The organism is Rhizobium sp. BK112, from assembly GCF_014193215.1.
In the GTDB taxonomy this organism is placed as follows: domain Bacteria; phylum Pseudomonadota; class Alphaproteobacteria; order Rhizobiales; family Rhizobiaceae; genus Rhizobium; species Rhizobium anhuiense.
On sequence record NZ_JACHYZ010000005.1, the window covers coordinates 162,040 to 183,009 of the forward strand.

Here is a 20,970-nt window from a genome sequence, read left to right on the forward strand (position 1 = left end):
CAGCAACATCGAACATGAGCAACGCCGCACGCGCGATCACACAGCCAATTTCATATCGGTCCTCGGCCAACAAGGATTTGACAACGATCAACTTGGCCGGGGCAATTGCGTTACATCAATGCCGAATGGCGAAGAATGGAGATAGATGATTGCAATCGTGGCGGTCCGCGAGAGATGGAGCAGGACATGTCGGCACAATATTTTCTCCCGCTATCAACATATCCCGATTCAAGTTCGGGACTGATCATTTCAAACGCTGTAGCGTTTGCCGGGCACTACGGTGCCAGTCTTCATGCCTGCGCGCTGAGGGTCGGGATTCCGCACATTCCAAACGCCTGGTCATCGCTACTGCTCGATACTCCAAAGATGATCGAGCATGCCGAGACCCTGAGCCGTGAGCGCGCCGAAACGCTGATTGCAGCAGCGACCAACCTCGCAGCGAACGCCAAGGTCGAACTATCTTGCCGAACGGTCAAAACCACCGTGCCGCTGCTGCACGAGACCTCAGCCATCGAAGCACGTTTTTTCGATCTGGCCATTCTCGAATGTGTCGCGGATGTTCCCGACACTCGTATTGTCGCCGAAGCGGTCATATTCGGCTCCGGCCGACCGGCCGTCATCATCCCCAACAAGACCCTGGCGGGTCCGATCGACCATCTGGTCATCGCCTGGGACGGAAGCCGAGCCGCCGCTCGGGCCGTCAGCGATGCAAACCCATTCATTCGCAAGGCCAAGCGGGTTACGGTCCTATCGCTGACGGGCGAAAAGCCGCTGCCGGAGACAAGCGGAGCGCACCTTGTTGAGATCCTGGTTTCGAGCGGCGTCAATGCAAGCGCAACGGCCGCTCGCGTTACTTCGCCGTCGATCGGTCAGAGCATTCAGCAAACGGCACTGGAACTGAGCGCCGATATGCTGGTCATGGGAGGATTTGGACACTCGAGGTTGCGAGATTTCGTCCTGGGCGGGGCAACCGATGGCGTCCTGGAAAAGCCTTTGCTGCCAGTGCTCATGTCGCATTGACGGAAACTGTCCGGATGGATCCATGACCTGCTTCTGCCGTTTCCGATTCAACGCCGTCGGCGAAAAGCCAAACTGAAACAGCACCTGCAAGCTGGCCTTCGCCCGAGGAAATCTCGACACTGGCCAACCGAAAGCCAGCTTGATGCGGATCAATGCGACGGACGCCCAACACGCCTAGGTTTGCGGCTCCCGTCAAGGGCAAGACTTCCCAGTAAAACAAGGTGTCGGTCGCGAATATGAGGCCGGCCGGAGAACGTCCATGCAGAAGCATTCCTCCTCGCAAACGAGGCAGCATCTCGAAAAGCACAAGGCGATCCTTGACCAACGCCGGCGCGAGCTACAAACCCGCCTGCAAGCGATCGAACATGATTTTGTGCAGCCTCGGAATCCTGATGACGATGATCGCGCCACAGAGCGCAATAACGATGAAGTCCTGGAAGAGCTCGGCGAGGCTGGACAGAAGGAACTCCTGGCCGTACAGGCGGCACTGGAACGGATACAAGCCGGAACCTTTGGCACTTGTGTAAAGTGCGGCAGGCCGATCAGCGAGAGGAGGCTTGACGCCGTTCCTCACACACCTTTCTGCCAGTCTTGCGCGCAGTCGATCTGAAGCCTGAGTTGCAGGGTCACCATGCTGGTGAAGCGATGTCCGACATCAGGCCAACTCAGTCGGAGCGTGCGCCGATGAGCCATTCATAAACGTCCTCGCGACCCGGAGCCCGGCCAGAGCCCGCTCAGGCGGTGCGGGAGCTCCTATAGACCGACACGCCAAGTTCCCTGATCTTCTTGCGCAAGGTATTTCGATTGAGACCAAGGAGATCGGCGGCCTTGATCTGGTTGCCGCGCGTCGCCGTCAGGGCGGCGAGGATCAGCGGATATTCCAGTTCGGTCAGCACGCGGTCGTAGAGGCCGGGCGGCGGCAGGTTTTCGCCGAAGCTGGCGAAGTAGGTGCGCATATTCTCCTCGACGGCTTGCGCGATCGTCATCGAGCCGCTGCGGATCGGCCCCTTGTCGATCGGGCTGTCGGGCACGTCGGAGCGCAGCTCGGCGTCGATGATCTCGCGGGTGATGACATCCTGCGGATAGAGCGCCATCAGACGGCGGATGAGGTTTTCCAGCTCGCGGACGTTGCCAGGCCAGGCATAGGCCTTCATCAGTTCCAGGGCTTCCTGATCGAAGCGCTTGGAGCCGAGGCCTTCCTTTTCGGCCTGCTGGATGAAATGGCGCACGAGATCGGGAATATCCTCGGCGCGGTCGCGCAGCGGCGGCAGGCGCAGCGGCACGACATTGAGCCGGTAATAGAGATCCTCGCGGAACAGGCCCTGGTTGATCGCCTGCTTCAGGTCCTTGTTGGTGGCGGCGACGATGCGCACATCGGTGCGGATCGGCGTGCGGCCGCCGACAGTGGTGTATTCGCCCTGCTGCAGGACGCGTAAGAGCCGCGTCTGGGCGTCCATCGGCATGTCGCCGATTTCGTCGAGGAAGAGCGTGCCGCCTTCGGCCTGCTCGAAGCGGCCGGTCGAGCGGGTCTGCGCGCCGGTAAAGGCGCCCTTCTCGTGGCCGAAGAGTTCCGATTCGATCAGGTCGCGCGGGATCGCCGCCATGTTGATGGCGACGAAGGGACCGTTGCGGCGCTTGCCATAGTCATGCAGCGCGCGGGCGACGAGCTCCTTGCCGGTGCCGGATTCGCCGGTGATCATCAGCGTCAGGTCCGTCTGCATCAGGCGGGCGAGCACGCGGTAGATTTCCTGCATCGCCGCCGACCGGCCGACGAGCGGCATGCCGTCCTGCATGTCCTCTTCGAGCTTGGCGGGCTTGCGCTTCGGCTCGGCGAGCGCACGGCCGATAATGCCGATCAACTCGGTCAGGTCGAAGGGCTTCGGCAGATAGTCGTAGGCGCCCTTCTCGGAGGCCTTGATGGCGGTCATGAAGGTGTTTTGCGCGCTCATGACGAGAACCGGCAGGTCGGGACGCGCCTTCTTGATACGCGGCAGCAGGTCGAAGGCGTTCTCGTCGGGCATCACCACGTCGGTGACAACAAGATCGCCCTCGCCGGCGGAAATCCAGCGCCAGAGGGTAGCGGCGTTGGAGGTGATGCGGACGTCATAGCCGGCGCGGCTCAAAGCCTGGTTGAGCACGGTCCGGATGGCCGCATCATCATCTGCAACAAGGATCGTGGCTGTCATCGAGAAGGTCCTGTCGAGCTTGCGGTAGTGGCGTCTTCGAGCGAGGCGTCCTTCGACGCCGGCATGAGAACGCGGAATGTCGTGCGGCTGTTCTGGCTGTCGCATTCGATAATGCCGCCATGATCGCCGATGATCTTGGCGACCAGCGCCAGGCCGAGGCCGCTGCCGTTCGGCTTGGTGGTAATGAACGGGTCGAAGAGATGCGGCAACAGATCGGAGGGAACGCCGGGACCATTGTCGTGGACGCAGAATTCCAGCGGCAGCGAGATCTTTTCGCGGGTGCCGGCGACCGACAGACGGATGCCGGGGCGATAGGCCGTCGTCAGCATGATCTCGCCGTCCGGCCGATCGCCGACCGCTTCGGCGGCGTTCTTCACCAGATTGAGGAAGACCTGCACGAGCTGGTCGCGATTGGCATAAACGGCCGGCAGCGACGGGTCATAGCTCTCGGTGACGCGGATGTTGCGGGCAAAACCCGCCTTGGCGACCGCCTTCACATGATCGAGCACGGAATGGATATTGACCGGCATTCGGTCGACGGGACGTTCGTCGGAAAAGACTTCCATGCGATCGACCAGCGAGACGATGCGATCGGTCTCGTCGCAGATCAGCCGGGTCAGCGCCCGGTCGTCGTCGATCGCAGACTGCTCGAGCAGCTGGGCAGCGCCGCGTATGCCGGAAAGCGGGTTCTTGATCTCGTGCGCCAGCATCGAGGCGAGGCCGGTCACCGAGCGGGCAGCAGCGCGATGCGTCAGTTGCCGGTCGATCTTATCGGCCATCGAGCGTTCCTGAAAGACGATGACGACGGCGCCGGGTTCGCTGAGCACCGGGGCGACGTAGAGATCGACGAGCTTGTCCTGGCCAAGGCGCGGCGAACTCAGGTCGACGCGATATTCGTTGACCGGCGCCTTGCGCTCGCGCACCTGATCGATCAAGGCCAGCAACGGGCTGCCGAAGGGAATGAAGGTCGAAATCCGGTACCGCGCCAGATGCGAGGCGCTGGCGCCGAAGAAGGCCTCCGCTTCCCAATTGGCGAAAACGACGAAGCCGGATTCGTCGACCATGATAACGGGGTTCTGGATGGCGTTCAGCACGGCCATGGCGACGGTGGTTCCGCCGGCCTGATCGGTCGGAGATGTCATATCCTTCGTCATGCCGCCTCCCGGCTGTCGACAACACCTGCCGCCAATGCATCGTAAAGCCGTGCAGCCACCTCGCTGGGATTGCGCGAGGTCATGATCGCAGCCTTTTCGCCGCCGGCGAGATCCGGGGCGAAACGCTGGAGATACCAGCCCAGGTGTTTGCGGGCATGGCGGATCGCCACCGCTTCGCCGTAAAAATCCAGCATCATCCGATAGTGCTCGACGGCGATATCGGCGATTTCAAGCGACAGCGGCTCGGCCGCACCTGATATGACGCCGGCATGCCACGGTCTGCCCTGGCAGCCCCTGCCGATCATGACGGCATCGGCGCCGGAGCGGCGCAATATTTCCTGCGCGTCGCCTGCGGTTTCGACATCGCCATTGGCGATCAGCGGTATGGAGATCACCTCGCGGACAGCGCGGATCGCGTCCCAATCGGCACGGCCTTCGTAGAATTGCATGCGGGTACGCCCGTGAATGGTCACAAGCTGGATACCGGCCGCCTCGGCGCGGCGCGCGATGTCGGGCGCATTGATCGAATTCTCATCCCAGCCGAGGCGCATCTTCAGCGTCACCGGAATGTCGACGGCCTTGACCGTCGCCTCGATGAGGCCGAGCGCGTGATCGGGATCGCGCATCAGCGCCGAACCGGAATAACCGCCGATCACTTTCTTGGCCGGGCAGCCCATATTGATGTCGATGATATCGGCACCATGATCGGCGGCGATCTTGGCGGCTTCCGCCATCCAGTGCGCCTCGCGTCCGGCAAGCTGCACCATATGCGGCCGGAAGCCCGCAGCCCGCAGCCGCGACCATGATTCGGCCGTGTCATTGACCAATTCGCGGCTCGCCACCATTTCGGTGACGACGAGGCCGGCGCCGAAGCGCCAGGCAAGCTCGCGGAAGGGCATATCCGTGACGCCGGACATCGGCGCCAGCACAACGCGGTTCCGCACGGACACAGGTCCGATTCGGAAAGGCGCTGCGAGGTCCTTGGAAATCAAATGATTATCTTTCGGGCACACAATAGAACTGCATTATTTTTAGCCACTATTCCCTAGCTTGCCAAGGGGGCTGGGATGGGAATTGATATTTTTCGGGCAGATGCTGGAAAACGCCAAAGCAAGACGTTAGAGCACTCGGGTCAATTCCGCATAATTAGGGGATTTATGCTGCAAATGCCTTCTAAGCAACCGATATCGGCTGGAATTGTCATCGTCGCCGCCGGCCGCGGCGAGCGCGCAGGATCCTCCAAGGAAGGCCCCAAGCAGTATCGCATGATCGGCGGCAAGCCGGTTATCGTCCATACGCTTGAAAACTTCATGACATGGGAGGCAAAGCAGATCGTCGTCGTCATTCATCCCGATGACGAGGCGCTGTTTGCAAGAGCTTTCCGCCACATCATCTCGGCAACGCCGATCGAAACGGTGCATGGCGGCGCGACCCGGCAGCAATCCGTGCTGGCCGGCCTCAGATACCTCAAGGACAAGCAGATCAGCCACGTGCTGATCCATGATGCCGTGCGGCCGTTCTTCGACCATGAGCTTCTGGATCGTATTGCCGACAGCCTTGGCAACGGCGCGCAGGCGGTGTTGCCGGCGATCCCGGTCACCGATACGCTGAAACGCGCCGACAGCACCGGCACCGTGCTGGCGACGGTTTCGCGCGAGCACCTCTATGCGGCGCAGACGCCGCAATCCTTCGCCTTCGAAACGATCCTCGATGCGCATGAGAAGGCGGCCGCCAGCGGACGAAGCGATTTCACCGACGATGCTTCGATCGCCGAATGGCTGGGCATTCCGGTGACGATCGTCGAGGGCACGGCCGATAACGTCAAGCTGACGGTCAAGGACGATATCGCCATGGCCGACGGTAAGCTGTCGGCTTCGCTGCTTCCGGACGTGCGCACCGGCAACGGCTACGACGTGCACCAGCTCGAAGCCGGCGATGGTGTCACACTCTGCGGCGTGTTCATTCCGCATGACCAGAAGCTCAAAGGCCACTCCGATGCCGACGTCGCGCTGCATGCGCTGACGGATGCGCTGCTTGCCACCTGCGGTGCCGGCGATATCGGCGATCATTTCCCACCGTCCGATCCGCAATGGAAGGGCGCGCCCTCAAAGATCTTCATCGAACACGCTGCCCGGATTGTGCGCGAGCGCGGCGGCACGATCATGAATGCCGATGTCTCGCTGATCGCCGAAGCGCCGCGGGTCGGCCCGCATCGCGACGCCATGCGGGCGAAACTGTCGGATTATCTCGGCATCGATATCGAGCGCTGCTCGGTCAAGGCGACGACCAACGAGACGATCGGCTTCGTCGGCCGGCGCGAAGGCATTGCGGCGATTGCGACGGCAACCGTCGTCTATCGCGGGAGAAAGTGATGAGCCTGTTTCCTCCGGATATCATTTCGACGGCGGAGACGATCATCCGTGAGTTCACGGCCGCCGGGCTGATGCTGTCCACAGCCGAATCCTGCACCGGCGGGCTGATCGCCGGGGCGCTGACTGAGATATCGGGCTCCTCCGCCGTCGTCGATCGCGGCTTCGTCACCTATACGAATAGCGCCAAGGTGGACATGCTCGGCGTGCAGGCGGAAACGCTGCAGCGCTTCGGGGCGGTCTCCGAGGAAACGGCGCGGCAGATGGTGCATGGCGCCCTCTTCCGCTCGCGCGCCGAGATCGCCGTTGCCGTCACCGGTATTGCCGGCCCCGGCGGTGGATCGGCGGAAAAACCGGTCGGCCTCGTGCATCTCGCCGCCAAATCGCGCGCCGGCGCGCTCATCCACCGAAAGATGCTCTATGGCGAAATCGGCCGCGGCGAGGTTCGGCTGGCGACGGTCAGGACGGCGCTGGAGATGGTGCATTCGCTCTTCGCCGGCTGAAAGGGTAATCGTCCCGTCAGGCCGCAGCGTAGATCCTGTTTGCCCTGGTCTCGAAGGCTTCGGTGAACATGCGGAAGGCGCGGTCGAACATCGAACCCATCAACGCGCCGAGAATGCGGCTCTTGAACTCGTAATCGATGAAGAAATCGACGGTGCAGCCGCCAGTCGGCATCTCCGAGAAGTGCCAGCGATTGTCGAGATATTTGAAGGGGCCATCGATATATTTGACCTCGATGACCTGCTCGGCCCGGTTCAGAAGCACCTGTGTGGTGAAGGTCTCGCGGATCGCCTTGTAGCCAACCGTCATGTCGGCGACGAGCAGGATCTTGCCGTCGCGCTCCTTGCGGCTTCGAATGGTCAGCGCTTCGCAGAGCGGCAGGAATTCCGGATAGCGCTCGACATCGGCGACGAGATCGAACATCTGTTCGGGCGTGTGCGGGACGGGACGGTGCGTTTCGAATTGCGGCATAGGCGGCAATTAAGCGGGCGCGTGGAGAAGATCAAGAAGCTCGCGCACCTCACGACGGGATTTTAGCTGGAGAACGGGCACATCAGGGCCGTGCTCGGCCATGCCGGAGATAATGCGAGGCACGAACTTGTCTTCGAAGGTCCAGATGAAGCGGAGAAACTCCCAATCGATCTTCTCAATGCAACCCGCCGCCATTTCCGGCCGGGTGCGGCCGATCCATCTCACCCACCGACTGACCACGCCCCAGATGCAGAGAAGCCGCGGCATGCGCACCCAGATGACGAAATCGGTGCGCGGTAGCCGAATGTCTAAGGAGGATGGGTTCGTGCCGTCCATTATCCAACGTTCTTCGAGTATCCGGCTGGCGATGATATTTCTCTGCTCGCCCCTGTCGCGCGTCACCCAGCCGGGAAGCCAAAAGACGTCGCGGTCAAGCGAAATATAGGAAAGCCGGAAGCGTGTGGCGATCTTCAACGACAGAGTGGATTTACCGCCGCCCGAGCAGCCCATGACGAGGATGCGGCGTGCTGTACCGATATGCTGCGCAGCCAGTCTGAGATCGGCGATCTGCTGTCGCGGTGTCAGCTCTGCCCTCAGGTCCATCATGCAACTCCCTTGAGCCCATGCGCGAGAACGGCGAAGCGGCGAGCTGCCTTTCGCGATCTTATGATGACAGTGGAATTGAGAAGCCGATAATCCCGAAGTGCTGCTTCGATCAAGGGGGCGGCATCCCGCTCGAAATTCCAGATATAGGCAAGTAAGCCCAGCGAGAGGTGTTCGGGACAGCCGGCAGGCAGCTCGGGACGGTTGCGCCCGAAATAGCGCAAGCCTCTCGATATTGCTCCGTACAGGCAGGCAGATCTGGGCAACCGAAGCCAAATGACGGTTTCGGCACGCGGAAGGCGCAAATGGAAGGAACTGAGCCCGGTTCCATCCATGATCCAGCGTTCTTTCGCCACCGCCTTGGCGATCAGGCTGTCGATCTCGTCGCGCTGCCTCTTTCGCCACCCCGGTAGCCAGTAGAAGTCGCGATCCATCGATATGTAATCAAGGCCGAGCGCTTGCGACAGCCGCTTTGCCAGCGTGCTCTTGCCGCTGCCGGGACAGCCGATCACCAGGATACGGTCGGCTTCGACCAGCGTCGATTTCAATCCGGATGTGCCGTTCATCGTCGATTGCTTAAAGAAAAACCGCGGCAAAAATCGCCGCGGTTCATTCAAAAAGCAAGTACCGGATCTTACTCGGCGGCCATCAGCAGCTTCTTCTCCCGTGCCGCCCGCAATCGCGCGAAGTCGTCGCCGGCATGGTGCGAGGAGCGGGTCAGGGGGCTCGAGGCGACCATCAGGAAACCCTTGCTGTAGGCGACGGTCTCGTAGGACTTGAACTCGTCGGGCGTGACGAAGCTCATGACCTTGTGGTGCTTGCGGGTCGGCTGCAGGTACTGGCCGATCGTCAGGAAATCGACGTCGGCGGTGCGCAGATCGTCCATCAGCTGGAGGACTTCGTTTCGTTCTTCGCCGAGGCCGACCATGATGCCTGATTTGGTGAACATGGTGGGATCGAGTTCCTTCACCCGCTGCAGCAGGCGAATGGAATGGAAGTAGCGGGCGCCGGGGCGAACCGTCAGATAATTGCCGGGCACGGTCTCCATATTGTGGTTGAAGACGTCGGGCTTGGCGGCGACGACCCGTTCCAGCGCTCCAGGCTTCTTCAGGAAGTCCGGCGTCAGGATCTCGATCGTCGTCATCGGCGAGGCCGCCCGGATTGCCCAGATCACCTTTTCGAAGTGCTCGGCGCCGCCGTCTGCCAGGTCGTCACGGTCGACCGAGGTGATGACGACGTGGCTGAGGCCCATCTCCTTGACTGCCTTGGCGACATTCTCAGGCTCGGCCATGTCGAGGGCATTCGGCTTGCCGGTGGCGACATTGCAGAAGGCGCAGGCGCGGGTACAAATCTCGCCCATGATCATGAAGGTCGCGTGCTTCTTGTCCCAGCACTCGCCGATATTCGGGCAACCGGCCTCTTCGCAGACGGTGACGAGCTTGTGCTCCTTCACGATCGCACGCGTCTCGGCATAACCCTTGGAGGTCGGCGCCTTGACGCGAATCCAGTCCGGCTTGCGCATGACTTCCGTGTCCGGGCGATGCGCCTTCTCCGGATGGCGCACACGCTTGGCGTCGGGATTGATCGTGTCGAGGATGGTCACCATTGCAGTTTCAGCTTTCTACCGCCTCTATGCGGCACATCATTCGGATCTAGCGCCGCACCAGTCGCACAAGGAATATCAACAGGCAGGCGCCGAGGAAACCCGTCACGAAGTAACCGAGCCGTCCGCCGACCACCTGGACATGGAACTGCGCGAGGACGGCGCTGGCGACGACCGAGCCGACGATGCCGAGCACGATGTTCAGGAAAATCCCGTATCGCGCTTCCATCAGCTTGCCGGCGAGCCAGCCCGCAAGTCCGCCGATGATGATTGCCGAAATCCAGCCGACGCCTTCCATTCCTGCCCTCTTTTGCCCCTTAAGCGACCGCTCTTGCGATCAGAACCACGATAATGGCGCCGACCGTGGCGTGGATGATCTGCACAACCAGCGCGTTCTCGATGCCCAGCGAAATGCCGAGCGCGCTGAACAGATAACCGCCGACGAAGGCGCCGATGATGCCGCTCAGCAGGCATCTTATCAACCCGCCGCCGCCGACGACCAGACTTGCGAGGAAGCCTGCAACCAGGCCGATCAGCAGAAATACCAGCAACGCCTGCGTCTCCATAGACATGATGATTTCCTTTCGTTTTTTCCACCCCGTGATACAGGGCGGATTGGGAAATTATCAAGCATTCAATACACGGCCGTAGGCATCAAGCACCGCTTCCTTCATCGTTTCCGACACGGTGGGATGCGGGAAGATCGTGTGCATCAGCTCTTCCTCGGTTGTTTCGAGGTTCATCGCGACGACGAAGCCCTGGATGAGCTCGGTGACTTCAGCGCCAACCATATGGGCGCCGAGCAGTTCGCCGGTCTTCTTATCGAAGATCACCTTCACCATGCCCTGGTCTTCGCCAAGCGCGATCGCCTTGCCGTTTGCCGCAAAGGAGAAGCGACCGACGCGGATGTCACGGCCCAGCTCCTTGGCTTTGGCTTCGGTGAGGCCGACGGAGGCGACCTGCGGATTGCAATAGGTGCAGCCCGGGACCTTGCCCTTGTCTGTGGGATGAACGTTCGGCAAGCCGGCGATCTTTTCGACGCAGACGACGCCCTCATGCTCTGCCTTGTGCGCCAGCATCGGCGGGCCGGCGACATCGCCGATCGCATAGATGCCGGCGACATTGGTCTTGCCGTAACCGTCGACGACGACGCAGCCGCGGTCGGTCTTCACACCAAGCGCCTCGAGGCCAAGATTTTCGATGTTGCCCTGAACGCCGACGGCCGAAATCAACCGGTCGGCAGTGATCTGCTGTACTTTACCATCGGACGTCTCGACATGTGCGGTGACGCTGCCGGCGCCCTTCTCGACCTTCGAAACCTTGGCGCTGGTGAAGATCTTGAGGCCACGCTTTTCAAGCTGCTTGCGGGCAATCGCGGTGATTTCGGCATCTTCGACCGGCATGATGGTCGGCATGACTTCGACGACCGTCACGTCGACGCCCATCGAGCGATAGAAGCTTGCGAATTCGATGCCGATCGCGCCCGAGCCCATGACGATCAGCGACTTCGGCAGCGCATCCGGCTTCAGCGCCTCGAAATAGGTCCAGATCAGCTTGCCGTCCGGCTCGATGCCGGGCAGCGCGCGCGGGCGGGCGCCGGTGGCGATGATGATGTGCTTGGCGGTATAGGTGCCCTCGCCCTTGACGTTCTTCGGCAGCGGGTGCTGCGGCTCGACGACGGCCTTCGACGACTTGCCGACGACGATCTCGCCGGGCTTGGAAAGCTTTCCTTCGCCCCAGATGATGTCGATCTTGTTCTTCTTCATCAGGAAGCCGACGCCCGCGTTGAGACGGGCAGAGACGGCGCGCGAGCGGCCAACGACGGCCTTGGCATCCGGCTTGACCGTGCCCTCGAGAACGAGACCGTAATCTTTGAAGTGATTTGCATGATCGAGGACTTCGGCCGAGCGCAGCAGCGCCTTTGTGGGTATGCAGCCCCAGTTCAAGCAGATGCCGCCCATATGCTCGCGCTCGACGATCGCGGTCTTGAGGCCAAGCTGGCTGGCGCGAATAGCGGCGACATAGCCGCCGGGACCCGAACCGATGATGATGACGTCGTAGGATTCAGCCATGTGTTTCCTGCCTTTGTTACGCTGCGCTGCGGGTCATGAGCACCCACGCGTGTCTCTTGCTGTTATCGAAGAGCGGCACGGCATCGGCACGCGCAGCCTCCAAGAATCCGTTTCTTCCATAAAGCGACAAAGCCGCTTCGTTATCACTTGCGGTAATGAGACTGACGGAGCGGCGATCGGCCCTTTCGATCTGATCCTCCAGCAATCTGCGTCCGATGCCGATGCCGCGCAGGTGGCGATAGACGCCGAGACTGCCGATGAACCAGCTACCCACAACCGTTTTCTGCAAGGCGAGCATCGGCTCGGTCGCCGGAACTGTCGCCTCGATCTTATCTATGCCTTCCTCCAGCGCGTGGCCGATCGCCACGCCTGCGACCTCGCCAGAGGCCTCGGCGATGACGGCATCCCGCCAGCCGCCGACAGCCTCTTCCTCGCTCATCTTCAGCCGGCCCCGCTCCAGCGGCGTGTCACTCATGCCGGTCGCCACATCGGCGAACCAGAGCCAGGAGGCAAAACCGCGCGAGGCGATATCCGCCAGAATCGCCAGCTCCGAAGCATCCCGCCGTGAGGCCTGCCGGAGGGCGATGAAGGAGGTCATGGTCAGATCCCCAGCATCATCCGCACGATCGATTCCAGCCCGCGTCCGAGCGCACGCGTATTATCCGCATCAAGGTGAATGCCATCGATCGGCGTGGTCTTGGCGACGGAGTTGCCGTCGAAGAAGCCGCAGCCGAGTTCGTCGGCAAGATCACGATAAAGCGTTGCGAGCTTGGCCGATTCCTCGATGCCGCCGGGAAAGGATGCGGCGAAGGGCACATTGCCCGTCGCGCAGATCGCCGGCGGCGCCACGATCAAGATCTCCGGCCCATCGAATTCGAAGGGCCAGGCATGATTGCGGATGAGCCGCACGAGACGGCTGATGCCCTGGCAGGCGGCAAAGGCGGACCCCGCCACGACCGGCTTCATGTCGTTGGTGCCGAGCAGAAGGATGACGAGGTCGAGCGGTGCATGCGTCTGCAGGATCGTCGGCAGGATGCGCGCACCGTTGCGGTCACAATCGGCGAGGTGGTCGTCGAAAGCGGTCGTGCGCCCATTCAGGCCTTCGGCGATGACGCGCGCCTCGCTGCCGAGCGCTGCCTGAAGCACGCTCGGCCAGCGATTCTTGTACTCATGACGGCCGATCGTCTCGGCGTCATAACCCCAGGTCAGCGAGTCACCATAGCAAAGAACGGTCTTGGTCATTTCCGCCTCCGCGCTGCTATCAGACAAGCATGCCCATCGGGTTTTCGATGTAGCCCTTGAAGGCCTGGAGCAGCTCGGCGCCGAGTGCACCATCGACGCAGCGATGGTCGGTCGAGAGCGTGACCGACATCACGGTGGCGATCGCCATTTCGCCCTTCCTGACGACGACCCGCTGTTCGCCTGCGCCGACCGCGAGGATCGTCGCATGCGGCGGGTTGACGACGGCAGCGAAGTTCTTCACGCCCATCATGCCCATGTTCGAGACCGAGCTGGTGCCGCCCTGATATTCCTCAGGCTTCAGCTTGCGGTCCTTGGCCCGCTTGCCGAGATCGCGCATCTCGTTGGAGATCGTCGACAGGGTCTTTTCCTCGGCCTTGCGGATGATCGGCGTGATCAGGCCGCCGGGGATCGAGACGGCGACGCCGACATCGGCGTGCTTGTGCTTGACCATGTTGCTGTCGGTCCAGGAGACATTGGCATCCGGAACGTCGCGCAGCGCCAGCGCCATGGCCTTGATGACCATGTCGTTGACCGAGAGCTTGTAGGCCGGAGCGTTGTCCTTGCGCGGCGCCGCATCGTTCAACTGGGCGCGCAGCGCCAGCAGCGCATCGAGCTCGCAATCGACGCTGACGTAGAAATGCGGGATCGTCTGCTTGGATTCGACCAGGCGCCTGGCGATCGTCTTGCGCATGCCGTCATGCGGCACGAGCTCGTAGGAGCCCGGCTCGAAGAGCTTGAGCACGGCTTCCTCAGAGGCGCCCTTCGGTGCGGCAGCGGCCGGAGCCGGCGCAGCAGCCTGCGGGGCGGCAGCGGGTGCAGGCGCAGCAGCAGCCTTGGCGCCACCGCCGGCAACAGCCGCCTCGATGTCGCTCTTGACGACGCGGCCATGCGGGCCGGAGCCTGTCACTGCCGAAAGGTCGATGCCGGCTTCCTTGGCCAGACGGCGGGCGAGCGGCGACGAGAAGGTGCGGTTGCCATCAGCCGAAACCGATGCGGGTGCAGCGGCAGGTGCCGGTGCTGCAGCCGGAGCGGTTTGGGCCGGAGCCGGTGCAGCCTCGGCCTTCGGCGCAGGCGCGGCTTCAGCCTTGGGCGCCGGAGCGGCAGAACCCGCACCGTTTGCGGCAGCGGCGACATCCTCGCCATCGGCGGCGAGAACCGCAATCAGCGCGTTGACCTTGACGCCTTCGGTGCCGGCGGCAACGACGAGCTTGGCGACCGTGCCTTCATCGACGGCTTCGACTTCCATCGTCGCCTTGTCGGTCTCGATCTCGGCGATCACATCGCCTGATTTGACCTTGTCGCCTTCCTTGACCAGCCACTTGGAAAGATTGCCTTCTTCCATGGTCGGAGAGAGGGCGGGCATCGTGATATTGATCGGCATCGAGCTGCCCTCCCCTTATTTGTAGCAAACAGCCTTCACCGCATCGACGACTTCGCCGACGTTCGGAAGTGCGAGCTTTTCGAGATTGGCGGCGTAGGGCATCGGAACGTCCTTGCCCGCAATCGTCAGGATCGGCGCATCGAGATAATCGAAGGCCTGCTGCATGACGCGGGTGGCGATTTCGGTGCCGACCGACGATTGCGGATAACCTTCCTCGACGGTGACCAGACGGCCGGTCTTCTTCACCGATTCGATAACGGTCGGCAGGTCCATCGGGCGAATGGTGCGAAGGTCGATCAGTTCGACGTCGATGCCGATCTTTTCGAGTTCGGCCGCCGCCTTGGTCGCATAAGTCATGCCGATGCCGAAGGAGACCACCGTCACGTCCTTGCCCGGGCGATGGATGCGGGCCTTGCCGATCGGCAGGACGAAATTGTCGAGCTTCGGCACATCGAAGTGCTGACCGTAGAGAATTTCGTTCTCGAGGAAGATCACCGGATTCGGATCGCGGATCGCAGCCTTCAGCAGGCCCTTGGCGTCGGATGCCGTGTAAGGCATGACGACCTTCAGGCCGGGGATTGCGGAGTACCAGGCAGCATAGTCCTGGCTGTGCTGGGCGCCGACGCGAGCTGCGGCACCGTTCGGGCCGCGGAAGACGATCGGAGCGCCCATCTGGCCGCCGGACATATAGAGCGTCTTGGCGGCGGAGTTGATGATGTGGTCGATCGCCTGCATGGCGAAGTTGAAGGTCATGAATTCGACGATCGGGCGAAGGCCAGCCATGGCAGCGCCGACGCCGACGCCGGCAAAGCCGTGCTCGGTGATCGGCGTATCGATGACGCGGCGGGGGCCGAATTCCTGCAGCAGGCCCTGCGTGACCTTGTAGGCGCCCTGATATTCGGCAACTTCTTCGCCCATGACGAAGACGTCTTCATTGGCGCGCATTTCCTCGGCCATGGCGTCGCGGAGCGCTTCGCGCACGGTCGTCGACACCATTTCGGTGCCGGCAGGAATTTCGGGGTCATTCGGAACGACGGCCTTCGGCTCGGCCGGAAGCGGCGCGGAGGCCGAACCGGTTTCGGTCGGCTTCTCTTCCTGGGCAACGGCAGGCGCGGCTGCTGCGGCCGGCTTGGCGGCGGAGAGATCGGCGGCGGATTCGCCATCCTGCAGCAGCACGGCGATCTTGGTGTTGACCTTGACACCTTCGGTGCCGGCATCGACGAGCAGCTTGCCGATGACACCTTCATCGACGGCTTCGACTTCCATCGTCGCCTTGTCGGTTTCGATTTCGGCGATCACGTCGCCCGAGGTGACCTTGTCACCTTCCTGCTTCAGCCATTTGGACAGCGTGCCTTCTTCCATCGTCGGAGAGAGGGCGGGCATGAGGATATCGATAGGCATGGGTTCCCTCCCCCGATTAGAGCAGAATGTCGGTGTAGAGCTCGGATGCATCCGGCTCCGGATCGGCCTGGGCGAAGTCGGCGCTGTCGGCGACGATGTCGCGGACATCCTTGTCGATCGCCTTCAGATCGTCTTCGGAGGCCCAGCCCTTTTCGATGAGGCGCGCCTTGACCTGTTCGATCGGGTCATGCTCGGAGCGCATCTTCTGCACTTCGTCCTTGGAGCGATACTTCGCCGGATCGGACATGGAGTGGCCGCGATAACGATAGGTCAGCATTTCGAGAATGATCGGGCCCTTGCCGGAGCGGCAATGTTCGAGCGCCTCGTCGGCCGCCGCCTTGACGGCGCGAACGTCCATGCCATCGACCTGAATGCCGGGGATGCCGAAGCCCGAGCCGCGTAGCGAATAGTTCGACTGCGCCGTGGCGCGGGCGGTCGAGGTGCCCATGGCGTAACGGTTGTTCTCGACGATATAGACGATCGGCAGTTTCCAGAGAGCCGCCATGTTGAAGCTCTCGTAAACCTGGCCCTGGTTGGCAGCGCCATCGCCGAAATAGGCGATCGAGACATTGCCGTTGCCGCGATAGCTGTTTGCGAAAGCCAGACCGGTTCCGAGCGAGACCTGGGCGCCGACGATGCCGTGACCGCCGTAGAAATGCTTCTCTTTCGAGAACATGTGCATCGAGCCGCCCTTCCCGTGGGAATAGCCGCTGCGGCGCCCGGTCAGTTCCGCCATGACGCCACGCGCTTCCATGCCGGTCGCCAGCATATGGCCGTGGTCGCGATAGGCGGTGATGACCTGGTCGCCTTCCTTCTGCGCCATCTGCATGCCGACGACGACAGCTTCCTGACCGATGTAGAGGTGGCAAAAGCCGCCGATGAAGCCCATGCCGTAAAGCTGACCGGCCTTCTCCTCGAAGCGGCGGATCAGCAGCATTTCGCGATAGGCCTTGAGCTCCTCATCGCGATCGAAGTCGGCTACCGGGCCTCCATTCGATGCTTTGGCTGCGGGTTTTGCTGCAGTTTTGCGGCTGGAAACGGTCGCGGTCTTTCGCGGCGCCATTCAACCCTCCCTATGGGTTTGTCGGTTCTTGGTGGCGCGTACCATAGGGAAGAAATATGACCACAGCAATGCCATAATTGCATGGCTCGTATTCGGCGCTAAATCATTGATAAAACGCCGGGAATTCCAATTAACCTGTTTCCGGTTAATTGGAATAATGGTTGAATATGACGATCTCGTCCGCGCGCGACACATTGAGCTGATAGCGCGCTTTTTCGTCCAGCATGTCCTTGTCGAGCGAGCCGTCACTGAGCAGCGCGACCTGATTTTCCAGATGTTCGCGCTTCGTCTTCAAGACTGCAAGCTCTTTTTCACGCGCGACACGCTGGTGCTCGAACGCTTCCGTCGCGCGCAGGCCGTAATCGCCGTGAATGCAGTGATAACCGAAATAGGAAAGGAAGGCGACCGTCATGGCCGGAATGACGAAGCGGCCGAGCTTTCTCTTCTTATGATGCTTTGTCCACATACACGCATGCTCTTGAACGCATTACCAATTCGCTCAATCTACAGCGCAGAGATTAACCGTTCGTTGACTCTAAAAAAGAGCAACAAAAAACCCGCGCCGGAGAGGCGCGGGTCGAACCGTTGAAAATCAGATGCGATCAGCCGCGAATGATCGAGCGGCCGGCATACTGGGCCTGAGGACCGAGGCCTTCTTCGATACGGATCAGCTGGTTGTACTTGGCAAGACGGTCGGAACGCGACAGCGAGCCGGTCTTGATCTGACCGCAGTTGGTGGCGACCGCGAGATCGGCGATGGTCGAATCTTCCGTTTCGCCGGAGCGGTGAGACATGACGGCGGTATAGGCTGCCTTGTGCGCCGTGTTGACGGCGTCGAGGGTTTCGGTCAGCGAGCCGATCTGGTTGACCTTGACGAGGATCGAGTTGGCGACACCCATGCGGATGCCATCGCGAAGGCGGGCAGAGTTGGTGACGAAGAGATCGTCGCCGACGAGCTGGGTCTTCTTGCCGGTCAGGTCGGTCAGCGTCTTCCAGCCATCCCAGTCGTCCTCAGCCATGCCGTCCTCGATCGAGATGATCGGGTACTTGGCGGCGAGTTCGGCCAGATATTCGGCCATGGCGCCCGATTCGAGCGTGCGGCCTTCCCCTTCGAGAACATATTTGCCGTCCTTGAAGAATTCCGTCGAGGCGCAATCGAGGCCGAGGTAGATGTCCTCGCCCGGCTTGTAGCCGGCTTTTTCGACCGACTTGACGATGAAGTCGAGGGCTTCGGAAGCGCTCTTCAGGCCCGGTGCGAAACCGCCTTCGTCGCCGACATTGGTGTTGTGGCCCTGTGCGGCAAGTTCCTTGCGGAGCGTATGGAAGACTTCCGAACCCATGCGCACGGCTTCGGCGATCGTATCGGCGCCGACCGGCAGGATCATGAATTCCTGGAAATCGATCGGGTTGTCGGCATGGGCGCCGCCGTTGATGATGTTCATCATCGGCACCGGCAGCAGGCTGGCGGAAGCGCCGCCGACATAACGGTAGAGCGGCAGGCCGGAGGCCTGGGCGGCAGCCTTGGCGACGGCGAGCGACACGCCGAGGATGGCGTTGGCGCCCAGGCGCGACTTGTTCGGCGTGCCGTCCAGCTCGATCATGATGTTGTCGATCTGGATCTGGTTTTCGGCGTCGATGCCGCCGATCGCATCGAAGATCTCGGTGTTGGCGGCGTCGACCGCCTTCTGGACGCCCTTGCCGAGGTAGCGCTTGCCGCCGTCGCGCAGTTCGACCGCCTCATGCGCGCCCGTCGAGGCGCCCGAGGGAACAGCCGCACGGCCCATGCTGCCGTCTTCGAGATAGACATCGACTTCGACGGTGGGATTGCCACGGCTATCGAGAATCTCGCGGGCGATGATATCGGTGATTGCAGTCATGGGTTCTTCCTGCTCAGTGGGTGATAAGTCGTTCGAAACCTGTCTTAATCGAAGGCGAGCAAATTACAATGCCGCAATTGCCAGCCTTCGAACCAGCGTTCCGATGTGGGCGAAAGCGCGTCGCGATCTCTAACATTCGCTTGGTCCGCGCCTTGCTCTTTGGTTTTGCGCGACATGCTTATAGCGCGATCGTGTCAGACTGTTGAACGTCAAGCTGGGTAATCAGGCCTTGGCGACCGCATCGAAGGCAAGCAGCTTTTCGAGGAGCCGCGGCATGTCCTTGAGATAGACCATGTTCGGTCCGTCGGAAGGCGCATTGTCGGGGTCCTGATGGGTTTCGAGGAAGACGCCGGCAATGCCGGTCGCCACCGCTGCGCGCGCCAGCGTTTCCACGAATTCCCGCTGGCCGCCCGAGGAATCGCCCTGCCCGCCCGGCTGCGCCACGGAATGGGTGGCGTCGAAAACAACGGGAGCACCCATCGACGCCATGATCGGCAGCGAACGCATGTCGGAAACCAGCGTGTTGTAGCCAAAGGAGGCGCCGCGCTCGCACAGCAGCACGTTCGGATTGCCGCTGGCGTTGAGCTTCTTCAGGACGTTTTTCATATCCCAGGGAGCGAGGAACTGGCCCTTCTTGACATTGACGACGCGGCCGGTCTTGGCGGCGGCGATGAGAAGATCGGTCTGGCGGCAAAGGAAGGCCGGGATCTGCAGGACATCGACGGTCTTTGCCACCTCGGCGCATTGTTCGGCGGTATGAACGTCGGTCAGGACGGGAAAGCCGAATTCCTTCTTGAGGTCGGCAAAGATCTCCATGCCCTTTTCAATGCCGATGCCGCGTTCGGCCGAAAGCGAAGTGCGGTTCGCCTTGTCGAAGGAGCTCTTGTATACGAGGCCGATGCCGAGCTTTCCGCAAAGCTCCTTCAGCGTGCCGGCCACCATGAAGGCGTGGTCGCGGCTCTCCATCTGGCAAGGGCCGGCAATCAGCGACAGGCGGCCGGTGTTGGAAAAGGTGACCTGGCCCTGGCCCTCGCCGATCTTGACTTGGGAATTCGTATCTGTGCTCATCGTGTTTCCTCGAAGGCGAAAAGCGTGCCCTGCCCGGGCGCGGGCTTCACCAGAATGCGATTGTTCATGCGCGTATATGTCACCCCGTTAGCAGCCAAATGCGCTTCTGTCACGGCAAGATCGGCGACAGCGAAGAGAATCGCCCGGCCGCGCAGGCCGCGGTCGGCGGATGGGACGGCGACCTCGAAATAGGCCTCCAAACCCTCCGGCGTCATCAGGCTGATTTTCACATTCGACGCCGCGATCTTGACGCCGAAACCGGTGTTCTCGACTGCCGATTGCGCGCTGGCAAGACTGACGAAGGCGGCGAAGGCAGCCGCATCGGGCGCGCAAAGCACCACCTCGGCAATGCCGGTGACGCCATTGGCATGCGCCTCCAGCGCGCCGCGGTCGGCCGGCAGCGGATTGACGCGCTCGACGGTGAAGAGAAAGAGATCGGGCGCGCGCAGGTCGCCGGCAAAGGCCAGCCTGAAGCCGGCAATGCTCTCAGAACCATCCGGCATCGTCATCGGCCGGCTGAACGCCAGCATCTCGCCGGCGCTCGCTCCGTCGCCGACGAAATTCCGATGATCGATATCGGCATCCTCGCTGCCGAAGGCCACCGCCGAAAGCCCTTCCTCGCCGCAGCGGAATCGGAAGGCGCGGTTGCGGGCGGTGAAGACATTGCCTTGCCGCGCCGATGCTTCACTTTCCCTAACGCTCGCAATCCCGAGCGGCTCCAGATAGGTCTTATCGGCAAAAAAGACGCAGGCATTCTCCGTTCCGAAGGGATGACGCGCATCGGCGGCAACGGTAAAGCCCAGCTTGCCGAGCCTCTCGCGCGCCAGATCGATATTGACGACCGGCAGCACGACATGATCCAGCGGGCGTGGTTTGGCGGAATGCTCGTTCATGGTATCCCCTCTCCTCACACGGCAGAGATGTGCGACAGTGCCGCGCAAGGCAAGACTTGTCGGCCA

Annotated in this window: 23 protein-coding genes; 4 read left to right on the forward strand and 19 right to left on the reverse strand. The window is 61.7% G+C overall.

Features of this window, described 5'->3' with window-relative positions:
• Positions 1–135 precede the first annotated feature (135 nt).
• Entirely contained in the window at positions 136–1,020 is an 885-nt protein-coding gene (locus FHT75_RS16165) for a universal stress protein (protein ID WP_063475521.1), read from the forward strand.
• A gap of 259 nt (positions 1,021–1,279) precedes the next feature.
• Complete coding sequence (locus tag FHT75_RS16170; protein ID WP_047615750.1) at positions 1,280–1,630, forward strand: TraR/DksA family transcriptional regulator; 351 nt, start codon at positions 1,280–1,282, stop codon at positions 1,628–1,630.
• A 124-nt stretch (positions 1,631–1,754) separates the two neighbouring features.
• On the opposite strand, the gene ntrC is transcribed toward FHT75_RS16170, so the two are convergent.
• The 3 genes from ntrC to dusB are packed head-to-tail and all read right to left on the reverse strand — an operon-like array spanning position 1,755 to position 5,373.
• Entirely contained in the window at positions 1,755–3,206 is a 1,452-nt protein-coding gene (ntrC, locus tag FHT75_RS16175; protein ID WP_047615004.1) for a nitrogen regulation protein NR(I), read from the reverse strand.
• Positions 3,203–4,360: a two-component system sensor histidine kinase NtrB gene (locus FHT75_RS16180; RefSeq protein ID WP_047615002.1), complete on the reverse strand. Its 1,158-nt coding sequence runs from the start codon at positions 4,358–4,360 to the stop codon at positions 3,203–3,205. Before FHT75_RS16180 ends, ntrC begins: the two co-directional genes overlap by 4 nt.
• Positions 4,357–5,373 (reverse strand): tRNA dihydrouridine synthase DusB, encoded by a 1,017-nt coding sequence (gene dusB, locus FHT75_RS16185; protein WP_176707382.1) that lies wholly within the window; start codon positions 5,371–5,373, stop codon positions 4,357–4,359. The genes FHT75_RS16180 and dusB overlap by 4 nt, the downstream gene beginning before the upstream one ends.
• A 144-nt stretch (positions 5,374–5,517) precedes the next feature.
• Here dusB and FHT75_RS16190 point away from each other — a divergent pair, with 144 nt between their 5' ends.
• Positions 5,518–6,732 (forward strand): bifunctional 2-C-methyl-D-erythritol 4-phosphate cytidylyltransferase/2-C-methyl-D-erythritol 2,4-cyclodiphosphate synthase, encoded by a 1,215-nt coding sequence (locus tag FHT75_RS16190; RefSeq protein ID WP_063475520.1) that lies wholly within the window; start codon positions 5,518–5,520, stop codon positions 6,730–6,732.
• Complete coding sequence (locus FHT75_RS16195) at positions 6,732–7,232, forward strand: CinA family protein (RefSeq protein ID WP_063475519.1); 501 nt, start codon at positions 6,732–6,734, stop codon at positions 7,230–7,232. Before FHT75_RS16190 ends, FHT75_RS16195 begins: the two co-directional genes overlap by 1 nt.
• A gap of 16 nt (positions 7,233–7,248) precedes the next feature.
• Here FHT75_RS16195 and FHT75_RS16200 read toward each other — a convergent pair whose 3' ends face one another.
• From FHT75_RS16200 to FHT75_RS16275, 16 genes are all read right to left on the reverse strand, one after another.
• Entirely contained in the window at positions 7,249–7,701 is a 453-nt protein-coding gene (locus tag FHT75_RS16200) for a type II toxin-antitoxin system RatA family toxin (protein WP_047614994.1), read from the reverse strand.
• Positions 7,702–7,710: 9 nt separating this feature from the next.
• Positions 7,711–8,307, reverse strand: a complete 597-nt coding sequence (locus tag FHT75_RS16205) for a hypothetical protein (protein WP_063475518.1) — start codon at positions 8,305–8,307, stop codon at positions 7,711–7,713.
• Entirely contained in the window at positions 8,304–8,870 is a 567-nt protein-coding gene (locus FHT75_RS16210; RefSeq protein ID WP_063475517.1) for an AAA family ATPase, read from the reverse strand. The genes FHT75_RS16205 and FHT75_RS16210 overlap by 4 nt, the downstream gene beginning before the upstream one ends.
• A gap of 68 nt (positions 8,871–8,938) precedes the next feature.
• Complete coding sequence (gene lipA, locus FHT75_RS16215) at positions 8,939–9,910, reverse strand: lipoyl synthase (RefSeq protein WP_063475516.1); 972 nt, start codon at positions 9,908–9,910, stop codon at positions 8,939–8,941.
• Between the two features lie 46 nt (positions 9,911–9,956).
• Complete coding sequence (locus FHT75_RS16220) at positions 9,957–10,205, reverse strand: GlsB/YeaQ/YmgE family stress response membrane protein (RefSeq protein WP_047614990.1); 249 nt, start codon at positions 10,203–10,205, stop codon at positions 9,957–9,959.
• A gap of 19 nt (positions 10,206–10,224) precedes the next feature.
• Entirely contained in the window at positions 10,225–10,479 is a 255-nt protein-coding gene (locus FHT75_RS16225) for a GlsB/YeaQ/YmgE family stress response membrane protein (RefSeq protein ID WP_003539329.1), read from the reverse strand.
• A gap of 54 nt (positions 10,480–10,533) precedes the next feature.
• Positions 10,534–11,979, reverse strand: coding sequence for a dihydrolipoyl dehydrogenase (gene lpdA, locus FHT75_RS16230; protein ID WP_063475515.1), 1,446 nt, complete (start codon positions 11,977–11,979; stop codon positions 10,534–10,536).
• A gap of 16 nt (positions 11,980–11,995) precedes the next feature.
• Positions 11,996–12,577, reverse strand: a complete 582-nt coding sequence (locus FHT75_RS16235) for a GNAT family N-acetyltransferase (RefSeq protein WP_183845045.1) — start codon at positions 12,575–12,577, stop codon at positions 11,996–11,998.
• Positions 12,578–12,579: 2 nt separating this feature from the next.
• Positions 12,580–13,221, reverse strand: coding sequence for an SGNH/GDSL hydrolase family protein (locus FHT75_RS16240; protein WP_047614987.1), 642 nt, complete (start codon positions 13,219–13,221; stop codon positions 12,580–12,582).
• Positions 13,222–13,240: 19 nt separating this feature from the next.
• Positions 13,241–14,602 (reverse strand): pyruvate dehydrogenase complex dihydrolipoamide acetyltransferase, encoded by a 1,362-nt coding sequence (locus FHT75_RS16245; protein ID WP_047614985.1) that lies wholly within the window; start codon positions 14,600–14,602, stop codon positions 13,241–13,243.
• Between the two features lie 15 nt (positions 14,603–14,617).
• Positions 14,618–16,003 (reverse strand): pyruvate dehydrogenase complex E1 component subunit beta, encoded by a 1,386-nt coding sequence (locus FHT75_RS16250; RefSeq protein WP_063475513.1) that lies wholly within the window; start codon positions 16,001–16,003, stop codon positions 14,618–14,620.
• Between the two features lie 16 nt (positions 16,004–16,019).
• Positions 16,020–17,066, reverse strand: a complete 1,047-nt coding sequence (gene pdhA, locus FHT75_RS16255) for a pyruvate dehydrogenase (acetyl-transferring) E1 component subunit alpha (protein WP_047614983.1) — start codon at positions 17,064–17,066, stop codon at positions 16,020–16,022.
• A 145-nt stretch (positions 17,067–17,211) separates the two neighbouring features.
• On the reverse strand, positions 17,212–17,532 hold the full coding sequence (locus FHT75_RS16260; protein ID WP_047614982.1) for an FtsB family cell division protein: 321 nt from the start codon (positions 17,530–17,532) through the stop codon (positions 17,212–17,214).
• 136 nt (positions 17,533–17,668) lie between these two features.
• Complete coding sequence (gene eno / locus FHT75_RS16265) at positions 17,669–18,943, reverse strand: phosphopyruvate hydratase (protein ID WP_047615742.1); 1,275 nt, start codon at positions 18,941–18,943, stop codon at positions 17,669–17,671.
• A 222-nt stretch (positions 18,944–19,165) separates the two neighbouring features.
• Positions 19,166–20,011 (reverse strand): 3-deoxy-8-phosphooctulonate synthase, encoded by an 846-nt coding sequence (gene kdsA / locus FHT75_RS16270; protein WP_063475512.1) that lies wholly within the window; start codon positions 20,009–20,011, stop codon positions 19,166–19,168.
• A complete protein-coding gene (locus tag FHT75_RS16275; RefSeq protein WP_063475511.1) occupies positions 20,008–20,904 on the reverse strand; it encodes a VOC family protein in 897 nt (298 codons plus the stop codon). Before FHT75_RS16275 ends, kdsA begins: the two co-directional genes overlap by 4 nt.
• Between the last annotated feature and the right edge of the window lie 66 nt (positions 20,905–20,970).